The sequence below is a fragment of the Pseudoalteromonas sp. B131b genome, from assembly GCF_037162545.1.
Taxonomy (GTDB): Bacteria; Pseudomonadota; Gammaproteobacteria; order Enterobacterales; family Alteromonadaceae; genus Pseudoalteromonas; species Pseudoalteromonas fuliginea.
The window spans coordinates 1779135-1793053 of the sequence record NZ_JARLUZ010000001.1 but is presented as its reverse complement, the minus strand read 5'-3'; the positions used below and the strand labels follow the sequence as shown (position 1 = coordinate 1793053).

11 protein-coding genes and 2 pseudogenes are annotated in these 13919 nt (G+C 38.3%); 4 read left to right on the top strand and 9 right to left on the bottom strand.

The genetic code is table 11. The features are described from left to right. Positions 1–157: 157 nt before the first annotated feature. Complete coding sequence (gmhB, locus tag P4S65_RS08125; RefSeq protein WP_337119923.1) at positions 158–721, bottom strand: D-glycero-beta-D-manno-heptose 1,7-bisphosphate 7-phosphatase; 564 nt, start codon at positions 719–721, stop codon at positions 158–160. Then, positions 721–1779 carry a glycosyltransferase family 9 protein gene (locus P4S65_RS08120; protein WP_096792579.1) on the bottom strand — a complete coding sequence of 353 codons (1059 nt, stop codon included), beginning with the start codon at positions 1777–1779 and terminating at the stop codon, positions 721–723. Before P4S65_RS08120 ends, gmhB begins: the two co-directional genes overlap by 1 nt. Positions 1780–1901: 122 nt before the next feature. Here P4S65_RS08120 and P4S65_RS08115 point away from each other — a divergent pair, with 122 nt between their 5' ends. Then, on the top strand, positions 1902–2630 hold the full coding sequence (locus P4S65_RS08115; protein WP_149613459.1) for a 3-deoxy-D-manno-octulosonic acid kinase: 729 nt from the start codon (positions 1902–1904) through the stop codon (positions 2628–2630). 11 nt (positions 2631–2641) lie between these two features. Here the strand turns inward: P4S65_RS08115 and P4S65_RS08110 are convergent. Further along, positions 2642–3726, bottom strand: a pseudogene (locus P4S65_RS08110) (glycosyltransferase). Next, positions 3723–4796: a glycosyltransferase family 1 protein gene (locus P4S65_RS08105; protein WP_337119922.1), complete on the bottom strand. Its 1074-nt coding sequence runs from the start codon at positions 4794–4796 to the stop codon at positions 3723–3725. Before P4S65_RS08105 ends, P4S65_RS08110 begins: the two are co-directional and overlap by 4 nt. Before the next feature lie 211 nt (positions 4797–5007). Here P4S65_RS08105 and P4S65_RS08100 point away from each other — a divergent pair, with 211 nt between their 5' ends. Then, positions 5008–6513 carry a capsule assembly Wzi family protein gene (locus tag P4S65_RS08100; protein WP_337120747.1) on the top strand — a complete coding sequence of 502 codons (1506 nt, stop codon included), beginning with the start codon at positions 5008–5010 and terminating at the stop codon, positions 6511–6513. Between the two features lie 263 nt (positions 6514–6776). On the opposite strand, the gene hldE is transcribed toward P4S65_RS08100, so the two are convergent. Then, entirely contained in the window at positions 6777–8216 is a 1440-nt protein-coding gene (hldE, locus tag P4S65_RS08095; protein ID WP_337119921.1) for a bifunctional D-glycero-beta-D-manno-heptose-7-phosphate kinase/D-glycero-beta-D-manno-heptose 1-phosphate adenylyltransferase HldE, read from the bottom strand. After that, entirely contained in the window at positions 8216–8806 is a 591-nt protein-coding gene (locus P4S65_RS08090) for an SIS domain-containing protein (protein ID WP_002961065.1), read from the bottom strand. The genes hldE and P4S65_RS08090 overlap by 1 nt, the downstream gene beginning before the upstream one ends. Before the next feature lie 182 nt (positions 8807–8988). Here P4S65_RS08090 and waaA point away from each other — a divergent pair. Both waaA and P4S65_RS08080 read left to right on the top strand, forming a co-directional pair. Continuing rightward, a pseudogene (waaA, locus tag P4S65_RS08085) lies at positions 8989–10270 on the top strand (lipid IV(A) 3-deoxy-D-manno-octulosonic acid transferase). Further along, positions 10267–10815 carry a DUF1415 domain-containing protein gene (locus tag P4S65_RS08080; protein WP_337119920.1) on the top strand — a complete coding sequence of 183 codons (549 nt, stop codon included), beginning with the start codon at positions 10267–10269 and terminating at the stop codon, positions 10813–10815. Before waaA ends, P4S65_RS08080 begins: the two are co-directional and overlap by 4 nt. Positions 10816–10875: 60 nt before the next feature. On the opposite strand, the gene P4S65_RS08075 is transcribed toward P4S65_RS08080, so the two are convergent. The 3 genes from P4S65_RS08075 to P4S65_RS08065 all read right to left on the bottom strand — a co-directional run bounded on the left by P4S65_RS08075 (position 10876) and on the right by P4S65_RS08065 (position 13866). Next, entirely contained in the window at positions 10876–11154 is a 279-nt protein-coding gene (locus P4S65_RS08075; RefSeq protein WP_337120746.1) for a YdbL family protein, read from the bottom strand. Positions 11155–11215: 61 nt separating this feature from the next. Continuing rightward, positions 11216–11413, bottom strand: a complete 198-nt coding sequence (locus P4S65_RS08070) for a YnbE family lipoprotein (protein WP_007378800.1) — start codon at positions 11411–11413, stop codon at positions 11216–11218. Between the two features lie 2 nt (positions 11414–11415). Then, a complete protein-coding gene (locus tag P4S65_RS08065; protein ID WP_337119919.1) occupies positions 11416–13866 on the bottom strand; it encodes a YdbH domain-containing protein in 2451 nt (816 codons plus the stop codon). Positions 13867–13919: the final 53 nt, after the last annotated feature.

Here is a 13919-nt window from a genome sequence, read left to right as displayed (position 1 = left end):
TCTATTTGAACGGGTAAACAACCGCACTTTCGCGGCTGTTTATTATGCGGGGTATTGTAAAAGTTTAATGGGTAAAATGCACGGTTTGCAGTTCGTCGCAAACGCCCTAAACTGGAAGGAATTCCTGCCAGTTTACAGCTAAGTCTATTTAGTTTATTTATGTGTTTAAAAGTGCAGGTAAACTGCTTATAGAATCGATAATTAAATCAGCTTCTTGCTTAGCGCTTTCGTCAAAGCTTTGCCCTGAACGCACTAAAACGCGTGTAGTGATGCCCGCTTTTTTCGCAGCCTGCATATCACTGAGTTTATCGCCCACCATAATACTGCAAGCAGGGTCGATGTTATGCTCTTGTATGCCTTGTAATAACATACCTGGCGCAGGCTTTCTGCAACTGCACTCTTTCAAATATTCAGAGTGCGCTTTTTTAGGGTGATGCGGGCAAAAATACACATCGGTAACTGCAATGCTGTGGGCACTAAATTGGTCTTTCATCCACTCGGTCAGTGCTAAAAAATCAGCTTCGCTGTAATAACCTCGACCAATTCCAGATTGATTAGTGACGATTATGATTTTATAGCCTGCATCGTAAAATGTTTTACAGGTGCTAAAAACACCGTCAATAAATTCAAATTTATCGCTTTGATACACATAACCATGATCAACATTTACCACGCCATCTCGGTCTAAAAAAAGCGCTTTATTTTTTTGTTGTGCATTCATTACAAAGACTCTTTTTGTACAACATGGTCAAACATCGCTTTTACATCATCAACTGTAATTTGGCTCATTAAATCATCGCCTTTTACGCGTGTACCCCACGGTACTTGCTCAGCCGTTTTACCTGTTTGCTTAAACAAGTTCTGATGATAAACCTCTACCACGTAGTCTTGATATAAATAAGGACCTGTGCGTGCTGGATTTGAATGTGCATATAAACCAATAACCGGCGTACCAACAGTTACTGCCATATGCGCAGGACCCGTATCGGGCGCGAGCACTAAGCTGCCACGCTTTAACACGCACAACAACTCTTTGAGTTTTGTTTTACCGACTAAATTTAAAATAGGCGTGTTACTGTGCTCAATAATGCTATTTGCTAGGTTAATTTCAAGCTCTGTTGGGCCACCCGTCAATACCACCTTAAAGCCTTGCTCGCTTGCATAATCAGCCAATGTGGCATAACGATCAGCGAGCCAATTACGCTGCGCTTTACTAGCTGCAGGCGATATTACTAATAGTTTATTAGTTAGGTATTCTGATGTTAATAACTCATCTGCAACCGCTTGGTCTTGCTCGGTATATGGCATGTCCCAACTCGGTTTATAATCAGCTACACCAATGGCTTTTGCAAAACCTTTAAAGCCTTCAAGCACATGCGCCTGGGCTTGTGGGTCTATTCGTTTATTAATAAATAAGCTGTGCAATTCTTTTGAACGTGCCCAATCGAACCCTATTTTTACTTTTGCAGGAATACAGCGCGCTACAAACCCAGCCCTTAATGCAACTTGCATGTTAAGTAACACATCAAATTTTTGGTTTTTGAAGCGTTGCTTTAAGCTTTTCAGCGCTGCTTTGCCTTGCTTTTTATCAAATACCACCAGCTCAACACCCGGTAAGTCGGCAAGTAGCATGGCTTCTACTTTGCCAATAACCCAGGTGATTTTTGCATTAGGGTGTGCTTTTTGAATAGCTTGTACAGCACTCACACCATGACATACGTCACCAATGGCTGAGAGTCTTAATATACAAATAGATGAATAATTAGGAGCTTGAGTCACACATTCCCTTAGGTATTAAATACAAAAGCCGATCTTAAATTATAATCACGCTATTGCAAGCACTTATCCTGCGCTTTAAAACGCGCTAATATAGGCCCATTATTTAGCAATTACACAGAGCTATGTTTAAACAACACGTGCAAGGCAACCACACTGTATTAAGCCACCCTAAATACACAAGCCAAATTACCCTCGATTGGTTTGATGCAAATTATTGGCAACAACAAAATAAAATTGTGGGCGCTAAAAAAGGCAGAGCAACAGCATGGTTTTTTAAACAAGACGAATTAACAGCCGTACTTAGGCATTATTGGCGCGGTGGTTTAGTGGGTAAATTGCTAAGCGATCAATATTTATACCCAGGGCTTGAACAAACCCGTGTGTATAAAGAGTTTAGTTTAATGAGTAAACTTATAGAGCTTGGTTTAAACGTACCCACCCCTGTTGCAGCTAAAGTAACCCACAGCGGATTAATTTACCGTGGTGATATTATTACCGAGGCTGTTAAAGGCGCTAAAAGTGTACTCGATATATTAATTGAACGCCCATTGACTGAAGATGAGTTGGAGCGCATTGCTAAAACAATCGCGCTATTTCATTCAAAAGGCGTTTATCACGCCGATTTAAACATTAATAACATTTTATTTAATGATACTGGTGATGTGTATATTATCGACTTTGATAGAGGTGAAATAAGAGCGCCTAACCCACAGTGGCAACAAAGTAATATGGCACGCCTTGAGCGCTCATTTTTAAAGGAACAAGGTCGAAACAAGCCATTCAATTGGCAAGCGAGTGACTGGCAAACTCTGCACAGCAACTACCTCAAAGCGCTCGCCAATATCAGTTAACCTAATATAAGTTAATTAGCCAATGCTAAATACTGCAGAGCAACCTGCTCTGCCTGTACTTGTTTTAAAATATCTGCGTTTTCTACATTTGGCTTATCTGCTAGCACCTGCTTAACGGCATTGGCTAATGCCTCACTTTGTTGAACGGGTACTAAATATTTACTCAGCTCGCCTGTTAATATCTCGCTTGGTCCAAATGTACAATTAGTACTAACTACCGGAGTAGCCACTGCTAAAGCCTCAATTAATACCGTTGGCAGCCCTTCAAAATCAGAGCTCAAAACCAAAGCTTTGGCATGCTGAATCCAGTTGTACGGGTTTTGTTGAAATCCAGGCACTACTAACTGTTTATCTATGCCATATTGCTGTGCAAGCTTTAACGCTTTTGCAGGTTTATTACATAAAAGGACTAACTTGTATTTTTTATCAAGCTTTGCAAATGCTGCAAATAATATATCGTGGCGTTTTTGTTTGGCCAGCCTTCCTACATGAATTAAGTAAGGCTCATTTGGGATGTCGTTATTTTTCTCATTTGCTTGCTGTCTTATTTTTTCAAAATCGAACGGGTTATAAATAGTCGCGATTGCACTTGGGTTAATTAAATCCCCTTGTGTTATTTCTTTTTCAACACCCTTTGATACGCAAATAAGTGATTTACCATTTAAGTTTTGCTTACTTTTTTTAAGGTATAAATATGAAAATGGACCTAACTTTTTTTGACGGGCAAGTTCTGCATTGACGGAGTTATGAATAACAAAGTGAACATTTTTGATATTACTAAGCGCGAGCAAGTTATTACTTCTATCAAGGTTAGAAAGCACTAGATCAATATTGCCAATCTCGCTTTGTTTTTTTCAAACCACGCTTCTAATTGCAAAATACTATTTTTTCGCTGCCAGAATCTATCTACTTTAGATGCTCTATCAGGAAAAAGGCTATCAACTTTAACTATATCAGGAATGTCATACTCAGCGTTGCTCGCAAGAGATAATATAGTGACGTTGTGCTGTAGTTTCGCCATTTTTTCAGCCAAAGTAAGCATTACTTTTTCAGCACCACCACCTACTAGTGAATCAATTACAATAATGATATTCATAAAGAGGATCCATCAAGCATATTTTTCACACCATTAGTAATAACATCATAACTGTGTATATTTTCAAGCTGAGCATATTTACTAGTTGTCTCATTATAAAAAGCCACCCCTATAACTTTCTCTACTTTGGTCACTATGTCATCAATATTAAGATTTGCTTTTAATACAACCCCCGTATTAATGCAGTGGTCTAAACGTGCATTTTGATCCTTAGATATTGCACATGCAACAGCAGGTGTGTGCACGGCAATTGCTTGTAATAAGGTGTCACCACCACTTAGCAATGCAACTTTGGCTTGGCTCATTAATGCTAAAAACTCAGTATTTTGCAAACTTTTGATACAAAGAATGCTATCAGAACTTGGGATCGTTTTACTATAATTTTGGCCAAATACAACAACGCCCCTCAAACCCGTTTGTTTAGCAATTTTAAGCGCAGCTTCAAAGTAAATATCGGCGCAATTTTGACCATTTAGTGTGTGACCGCCAGATCCTGCATTAACTATAAAATAATTTTTTAGTTCTAAACTGTATCGGCTCAACATCTGTTGCTTTTGCTCATTGGATGCAAAAGCAACAAATGGGCCCACATTACGTGGACGCACTAAAGGAAATATATCTAACTTAGCATTTTCAGCCCAAGTTAATGGCTCTATACAATAGTCTGGCTGGACAACCCAATGTACATCAATCAAATTGATTCTATTAAGCTTTAAGCCTTTTGCTCGTTTTTTAGCATGTTGAGAAATAAAGACTACTTTTGCGCCTACCTTTTTAGCCGCTTTCATATGCCCTGCTCGTCCGGCACAATCAAAAATAACAACGTTAGGCTTAAATTTTTCAATGACATCGCACACATAATCCAGCTCTTTGGTCGCTGAATGATCAAGTAGTGTCGTTTCGAATGGGCAGCTTTTTGCATAAGCAGCATGCTTATTTAATATAAAATGAATATCGATAGAAGCGTGAAGTTCATCCTGTAAACTTTGAGCTAACAGCAACGAGCGCATATACTCACCAATGCCTTCTGGTGATGATACTGGAATAAATAAAAGTCGTTTGTTGCTCATTGCATTCTCAATTTCCTATTTAACCCGCAGTATATCAACCACATCGTTATTACGATAGACAGGTTACATTTTTATACATTAAATACCCCCTATTTTGTCTATTATTTGCTGCAATAGACGCCTGAGGTTGATAAACTTAGCCGCAATCTAAATCACAAGGATCTGAACTTTGCGAAACAGAATTTTTCTTCTTTCTTCTCTTTTTTGCGCAATGAGCGTATCGATTAACGCTGAACCATGGGTAAAACCAGATGACTACGGATTAAGAGCTGACATTCAACAATTAGCCGATGCCGGCGTTATTTTAGCTCCTGTAACCACTTACCCACTTATGTGGAAAAGTTTTATAAGCGATGTTGATAGTATGCCGCTTGAGCAATTAACACCAAGCCTACAAGATGCATTGTTACGTGTTAAACATCGATATAAATCCGAAAATAGTAGCTCGCATAGTCTTCAATTATCAGCTTTTGCAGCCACAGATCCAATTGTAGCAACAAGCTTTGGTGCAACAAATACACAAGAAACAGAGCTTTCAGCAGCTTACGCTTATTTAGGCGATAACTTTGCAGCTAAAGTAGCCGTAAATTATAGAAAAGACGGTAAAAAATGTTTAGCTGATGGAAAAACGGCTGACGATATAGTTACTGATCAGCAAGCTTTAACCGATTGTAACGACACTTCACTTGACGATAGTTACTTAGCTTATCGTTTAGGCAATTGGATTTTTAGAGCGGGTGCTGTTGAACAATTTTGGGGACCTGGTGTTGATAACAGCTTAATTATATCTGGTAATGCGAAACCTTTACCTGCACTAAGTGTAACCAGAGAAAAAAGTACTGCTTTTGAAACACCGTGGCTAAGCTGGATTGGTCAATGGGGCTTTACCGCACAAATGGCTAAACTTGAGTCTACACGTGTAATTCCTGATGCTTTACTTTGGAGCAGTAGATTAAATATACGCCCAATACAACAATTAGAAATTGCCGTTAGCTGGTCTGCACAATGGGCAGGAGACGGACAACCAGGATCTGCTGGTGACTTTATTGATGTAGTTACAGGACAAACAAGCTGTATTGATGGAAGCGATAGTTGTGATAGCCAATTAGAGTCAAAAATAGGTAATCAATTAGCAGGCATAGATATTCGCTGGTCAGATACACTTTTCAACCAACCTTATGCTGTATATGCCAGTACGATTGGAGAAGATGCCAGTTCACAATTTAAACCCGCTGATAGAGCCTACTTATTTGGTGTACAGACAACACAGCGTGTATATGATCAAAACTTATTAATAAATGTAGAGTACATAGATACAGGTGTTTCATGCCAAGCTGAATCAATAGTTGAAAATTGCTACTATGAGCATTCAGATTACAAATCGGGTTACCGTTACCACGGTCGCACTATTGGCTCTACTTATGATAACGATGCACAGTCAGTTGTTTTAACCCTATTAGGTCAGTTATCTAATGGAGACGATTGGCAGGTAAAATTGCGCAGTGTTGATTACAATAGCGATAACCGAGATAGTTACCCAAATAATCCTGACTTAGGTAACACCATTACTAAAATAGGGTTTAACTCTAAGCAGCTAGAAATGCGTTACAGAATGCTTTCTATGGGCGGCCGCGTCACTTTAGGTGCTTTTGCATCTAACAACGACGGTGCTGAAAACGATACTTCTGCATTTGCCAAGTACGAATATAACTTTTAATACGTTACTATTAATAAAGTAACGTATTAAATGTAAAAAAGGGATGAAAACACTGTTTTCATCCCTTTTTTGTATTTTTTAAGCAAACTTAAATCAGTAATTATACCAATTGCATTAAATTATTGTTCTATTATAGCGATAAGAAAACAGCTCAATAACAAGGCTAAAATTATGATACATAGTTGTTCTATATAAATAATTTTTAACGTAGTTAGTGAGTTATTTAATACGCTAGAATGCTCATGTTTTTAATAAAATTGGTATTACTGTTTAATTTTACTAATTACTCTTGATGTTGAGCACCCATCTAAAAATTCAAGCACTTCAACTTTTCCGCCATGGCGAAGTACATGTTCAGCACCTGCTATTTGCTCTACGGTGTAGTCGCCACCTTTAACTAAAATATCAGGGCTTATTTGCTCAATTAATTTAGCGGGAGTATCGTTTTCATCTAAGCTACCAAACGGAATAACCCAATCAACTGATGAAAGTGCGCTAAGTACCATTGCACGTTCACCTAATGGGTTAATAGGACGATCTGCCCCTTTTAAACGCGTAATAGATTCATCATTATTTAATCCAACAACGAGTCTATCGCCTCGTGCTTTAGCTTGCGCTAAATAACGTACATGCCCGGCATGTAAAATATCAAAACAGCCATTAGTGAATACAATGGTTTCGCCGTTTTGTTTTGCAAATTCAATATGCTGAAGTACATCATCAAATGGTGTTTGGTAATGCTCACCCGTAGTATGTAAATACTGACCAAGCTTGCGGCTTAGCTCTTCTGGCGAGACCGTTGCTGCACCAAACTTACTCACAACGATACCTGCGGCTAAATTAGCAATTTCGACAGCATCTTTAGGTTCCATGCCCGCGCCAAGCATAACCGCGAGTGTAGCTATAACCGTATCACCAGCCCCGGTTACATCGCTTACTTCAAGCTCTTGCGCTGCAAAATCAAACTTTTCATCTGCACTAATAAGCGACATACCTTGCTCAGAACGCGTAAGTAACATGGCTTTAATGCCATTTTTGCTTATTAAATCACGCGCACTTGCTGCTAAAGCTGCTTCTGAATCGGTTTGACCACCCGCTAATTTAAACTCATGTAAATTAGGCGTAATGTAATCAGCACCTTCATATAAATGTAAATCTGGCGATTTAGGGTCAATTAAAACGGTTTTTCCGGCGCCCTTAGCAAGGCTTACCATCTCTTTAATTAAGCTTAAAGATCCTTTGCTGTAATCAGAGAACACTATAAAGTCGTATTCATCAAGTACAAGCTCTAAGCGATTTAATAAAAGCTGGCTATGCTGCTCGGTAAACGTTTCTTCTAAATCAAGTCGGACTAGTTGTTGATGGCGGCTAATAACACGCATTTTTGAAATAGTTGGTAAATCACATACACTGACTAATTGTGAGCTTATTTTTTCACCTTTTAGGATGGTCTCTAAAATTTGCCCGCTTTCGTCCTCACCAATTAAACCCAATAAACCAACTTTTGCATCTAACCGCGCTATATTTTTTGCAACGTTAGCTGCGCCGCCCGCTTTGTCTTCAAATTTACTTACTTTAACAACCGGTACTGGCGCTTCTGGCGAAATGCGACCAGTATCGCCATACCAATAACGGTCTAGCATTACATCGCCAACAACTAATATTCGTGCCGCTGATAAGTTTTTTAATAACGATAAATCCATTACTGCTGCTCCGCAACAACCATATCCATGGCTTCACATAACCAGTGACCTATAAACATGTGAGCTTCTTGGATACGTGCTGTTTCGTCATTTTTTATAATAATAGGTAACTTAGCAATATCTTTTACTTTACCGCCATCACGCCCAGTTAATGCCACTGTAAAAGCGCCTAGTTTATTTGCAGCTTCTAATGCTAAATTAATATTATTACTAGTACCTGATGTGGTTAAACCAATAACTAAATCTTCTGGCTTACATAGCGCTTGAACTTGGCGCTCAAACACCGTATCAAAGTGATAATCGTTGCTGTGCGCTGTTAAAATAGAGGTGTCAGTCGTCAATGCCATAGAGGCAAGCGGACCACGTTCCAATTTATAACGCACTACAAATTCTGCTGCTAAATGCTGCGCATCGGCTGCACTACCACCGTTACCAAACCAAACAATCTTGCCACCAGCTTGTAATGCACTATGGCATGCCTCTAACAATTGCATAGATTCTTGATGATAAGCTTCCATCGTTTCAAATAATGCCTGATGACGGTTTAATGTTTCAACGTAGCTAGTTGCCACTGAATCGATAATTGACATGAAAAAATTCCTCTTGGAACTGAAATGGCAGGAAAAATTAAATTCATTATTCCATAATTTTATTTAATTGTGTGTATTTTATCGGGTTATAACTGAACCCAGACCATATTTTATAACGAGTATGTTTAGAAAACGGCTATTTCACGGTAAACTAACGCCACTTCCCTTTAAGAAAGATCAGTATGGCACGCATTTTTTACTCATTCGCATTAATTATTATTAGCCCACTGATTGTATTTTATCTCTATATTTTACGAGGTAAAAAAACCAAGGCTATCGTACACACTTTAAAGAGCGCTTTGGGTTTGTCAGTAAGTCTTTATTTACGGTTAAAACTAAACCTTTAGTTTTTCATTGTGCTTCTGTTGGTGAGGTACTTGCCGCAACGCCACTTATTAAAGCTTTGCAAAAAGCGCATCCAAACTTAAATATACTTATAACCTGTAATACTCCAACAGGCAGAGAGCAAATACTTAGCCAGTTTAAAAATACTGTAGCGTGTAGCTATTTACCAATCGATTTTCCGTTTGCGACGGCTCGATTTTTGAAGCGTATAAAGCCACAAGCATTATGTATCTTAGAAACCGAGCTATGGCCAAATTTAATGGCGATAAGCCACAAAAAAACATACCAGTACTTGTCATCAATGCAAGACTCTCTGAAAAGTCGCAGCAGGGCTATCAAAAGGTCGCTAAATTAACGCATATTATTATGCGCTCAATTACGGTACTTGCGAGTCACAATAAAACAGATGCTAAACGCTTTATTGAACTTGGTCTTGAAGCTTCAAAAAGCCATGTAACAGGCTCAATAAAATTTGATATAACACCAAGTGAAGAGCAACTAGCTAAAGTACTCAACCTTAAACAGCTTTATAGTAGTAATGAACGCTTTGTGTGGGTGGCAGGCTCAACACATCCTGTTGAGCATGAGCTGGTACTTTCAGCCCATCAAGAGTTACTAAAAAAACAACCGAACGCATTACTTATAATTGCCCCGCGCCATCCAGAGCAATTTGACAAAGTGGCAGAGCTTTTAACGCAAAGCCCACTTAGCTTTAGCCGTCGTAGCCAAAATAACTATAATAATGAGCAAGTACTTCTTGCTGATACGCTTGGTGAATTACAGTGTTTATATGGCGCTGCAAATGTTAGCTTTATTGGTGGCAGCTTAATTCGCAGAGGTGGGCATAACCCACTGGAATCAGCAGCGTTTTCGGTAGGTGTAATAACAGGTCCACACACATACAATTTTGACCATGTTTATCCCGAGCTAACAAAGCTCAAAGGTGCTGTAGTGGTTGATAGTAACGACAAACTCGCAAAGCAGCTTATAACGTTTAGCCAAAACACAAAAGCGTGCCAAACCTTAGGTATTAAAGCTGCGCAATGCGTAACTAAAAACCAAGGTGCTATACAAAAAACACTTACCATTATTAATCAATATTTAGAGCCAAAACCGTGACCAACATAGCTATAAGCCAAACCCGCGAATGGGTATCATCTGTTATTGTTAAATATAACTTTTGCCCGTTTGCTCGAAAAGAAGTAGAAAATAACTGTATTCATTACATCGTAAGTCCAGCAACGAGTATGGATGATGCTGTAATGGATATGCTTGAGCAATGTGTTGAGCTTGACCGTGAACCAGAGCGCGAAACAACCCTTATCATGTTTGACAACGGCTTTAGTGACTTTGAAGACTTTTTAGACTTGGTCGATTTAGCTAATGCACTTTTAGTCGCGCAAGGCTTTGGAGGTAAGTATCAAATCGCTAGTTTTCATCCTGATTACGTATTTGCTGACAGTGATGAAACCGATGCCGCAAACTACACAAATAGAGCGCCCTTTCCTACATTGCATTTAATCCGCGAAGCAAGTATGAGCGAAGCACTTGATAGTTATAACGAGCCTGAATCTATTCCTGAGCATAATATAAATCTAGCAAGGCGTAAGGGGATTGATTTTTGGCAGCAGTTACTTGAAGGCTGTAAAAAACCGAGCGCTTAAATGCTCGGTTTTATTTTGGTTTGTACAAAACTTTGTGCAAAATAAAGCAATAACAAACGCTTATTTTTTAACCCAGTTACCATTTACTTCAACGTAATGACCACTTTGGGTTTTTTCAATTGTTTTAGCGGCAGCAAGCGCTTCTACTTGTGAAAGTGACAAGTTATTCTTTTTAGCCAACTTTAAGTACTGCGCTTTACGCTTTGCATTTATATCATCAACAACGGCTTTTGCTTCTGCGTTTTGTACAACAAGCCCTAAATAACCAGAGCTATCTTCACCTACTAAACCTTGGTTTTTAGCGTCATCAAGGCTAATAGCCCACGCAGAGAACGACATACATACTGCACTAACTAACGTAATAATGTTTAATTTTTCTTCGTATTCATGTTCTAGCTCCTTAAAATAACTCACTGTCGTCACTAAATAAATTGTCGAGTTCTTTATCTACTTTTACGCGAATTTCGTGATCGACCTTCACATTTAAATTAATAGTAATGGGCTCTTTAGCAGACACCTCAACACGATGCGTGCAGGCACTGAGTGCACTAATAGCACTCAGCGCGAGCAGTACTTTTATCAATAACGACTGTCTCATTATTAGTTTCCTTTTTGTGAGTATTGTTGCTCAACTTTTTGTGTAATTTCGTCACTTAAACGTAGTGCGCGTAAAAGTGTAAATACGTTTTCTTCGTGGTTATAATTAAAGTTAACCTGCTGCTGCTCTGCTTTATTATAGCCTTGCAAATTAACCCCTAGTTTTAACCAACCATCATTTTTTAGTGCCACACTGCTATTAAGTTTTTGAATATCTAAATTAGTTAATAGCCCTAACACAGGTTGTAACTCTTGCTGTTGCTGCATTACTGAATCAAACGCGGCATTATTGGTAATTTTTAAATTACCTGTTCCTTGGCTAAATAAGCTACCGTCAATTATTTCAATTTTTCCACTATCAAAGTGAACCGGTAAAGACCCCGCCAAGCGTCCCGTTAATACAATGCCCGACTTATCGTCGAGTGTAACAAGTTTACTCGCATCAATATTTTCAAACTTAACATTAGCAACTTGGTTTGGCTTCCCTACTGTGTAGCTATCTAATGAAAACTCGCCACCAAACACACTTCCTTTTACATCATTTATAAGCGCGGTATTGCTATTAACTTGCCATTGCCCTTCAATCGCTTTAACTACGGCACCCGCCCTAAACTCATTTAAATTAAAGGTAGTTGGTTTTACATTAAGCTTACCTGAATTATATTCCCCGCTAAATGTACTGTTTAAATCGCTCGCAAGGTAATCGTTATACAGTGCACTTGCATGACTAATCCCTATATTGAACAGTGCATTTTGTAAGTTTATATCGCCACTAATATAGCCATTAAATTCGCCCTCTGTTAACTGTGCAAGTGGCTCAAATTGACTAATAACAGTATTTAATGGCAGTACATTTTGCTCAGGAATAATCACTTCAAATGGATGAGCTTGCGACGACATATGATGATTTATCACTAACTCAACATCGTTTATAAATGCGTGATGCGTGGCTTTTAGTGCACGGCTTTGCAAGCCCGTAGACTCTACTTTTATATTATTAAGTTTTATGTCGGGGCTATTAACAGCCTTTATATTCGTTTTTGCTGTTAGATCAGCAAATAACTCACCTACGCCTAAATTAGCATTTGCTGTTAATGTGTTACTTATATCTGTGACTTTAAATTCTTTATATTCTGCGCTTTTTAATTGCTGAGTTAACGCTACCTCTGCGTTTAACTGTTTATCCATTTTTGCTATTAAATCACCTTGGTATTGCACTGCACTTATATTAAACGCATCTACACTATTAAGCGTTAATTTAGCATTTATAAGCCCAATTGGTTTTGAGTCTATAAACTCACTTATATTAAAGTGACCACTAAGGCTAAGCCCATCCGCTGTTGCGGGTACAAACTCAGGTAAATTTTCAAGCATAACGGCGTAATCGCCTTTAATCGCAGCGCCAGATAACTGAGCATTAACGTTAATATTATTTATATTTGGTGTATTTATTTGAGCTGATAAAGTTGACTGTAAGTCTTTAAATGGAGATGTAATATTTAGTGTTGTATCTGTTATTAAAATATCAAATTGCTTATCGCCCACGCTTACCAAATTAATTGCAGGTACCCTCAACTCACTAGCCTCTAAGCGAATTGATTGAGGGAGTTTAAGTTGCCAATTTAAAGGAACTTGTTTGCTAATAAAGCCTGCATATTCACTTGGTGAAATTAACTCAGTACAGCTTGGTGTTAAATTAATTTTGTTATTAAGCAAATCGGTATTAAACATTAACGCTTGGCTATTTAAATTAAAACGCGTCGCCAATTTACCAGTGGTTAATACGTTAACTTTGCACTGCTCATACGTGTGAGCAAACTGGGAGCTAATATCGCCATTTAACTCAAGTTCTATACCATCAAAGCTAAATGCTTGCTGAGTATTAAAGTTAAAATCTGCTATTAATGTATTTTTAGTGTTTATAACGTGCTTTAAAAAAGTGTCATTAATTTCAAACTGACCCCTTACTTTATTAGCAGTCAAAATTGCACTTGCGTTTATATCACCTGAGACATTAAATTTATTTAGTTCGGGTTCTAATATGCTTATTTTAAGTGGCTTATTGAGCTCATCACTTTTTACTACAAGCTGTTTAATATTGATTAATGGGCGATTTAAGGGAAGTGCTAAATCGAGATTTTTAGCAAGCTGATTAGCATTATCACTTTTAGGGAGTGGATTAACTGTTAGCACTGCATTTTCAATATCTACACGCTTTGTATTTGCAGTAATACCAGTAAGTTGTAATTGTTGATTTTGATAATTTACACACACTTTATCAGCATGAATATTTAGTTCAGACGTGATTGAAAAATCAAGGCAGTTTAATGTGACACCCGCTTTTTCGAGCTCAGGCGCTATAGCCCACTGTAATAACGGCAAGCGAAATACATAACTAAGCAGCAAGGTACTTAGCAATAAAACGCCAACAATTAAACCAATTCGCTTAAACATACTATCCTTAAATGCTTTGTGCTTTTAGTTATACTAATACCAACCTGCATAAA

Excerpts from the sequence above, each read along its gene's own strand:
- P4S65_RS08100 (WP_337120747.1), top strand. The coding sequence starts at position 5,008 with ATGAGCGTATCGATTAACGCTGAACCATGGGTAAAACCAGATGACTAC.
- P4S65_RS08115 (WP_149613459.1), top strand. The coding sequence starts at position 1,902 with ATGTTTAAACAACACGTGCAAGGCAACCACACTGTATTAAGCCACCCT.
- P4S65_RS08070 (WP_007378800.1), bottom strand. The coding sequence starts at position 11,413 with ATGAGACAGTCGTTATTGATAAAAGTACTGCTCGCGCTGAGTGCTATT.
- gmhB (WP_337119923.1), bottom strand. The coding sequence starts at position 721 with ATGAATGCACAACAAAAAAATAAAGCGCTTTTTTTAGACCGAGATGGC.
- P4S65_RS08075 (WP_337120746.1), bottom strand. The coding sequence starts at position 11,154 with ATGTCGTTCTCTGCGTGGGCTATTAGCCTTGATGACGCTAAAAACCAA.
- P4S65_RS08065 (WP_337119919.1), bottom strand. The coding sequence starts at position 13,866 with ATGTTTAAGCGAATTGGTTTAATTGTTGGCGTTTTATTGCTAAGTACC.
- P4S65_RS08105 (WP_337119922.1), bottom strand. The coding sequence starts at position 4,796 with ATGAGCAACAAACGACTTTTATTTATTCCAGTATCATCACCAGAAGGC.
- hldE (WP_337119921.1), bottom strand. The coding sequence starts at position 8,216 with ATGGATTTATCGTTATTAAAAAACTTATCAGCGGCACGAATATTAGTT.
- P4S65_RS08090 (WP_002961065.1), bottom strand. The coding sequence starts at position 8,806 with ATGTCAATTATCGATTCAGTGGCAACTAGCTACGTTGAAACATTAAAC.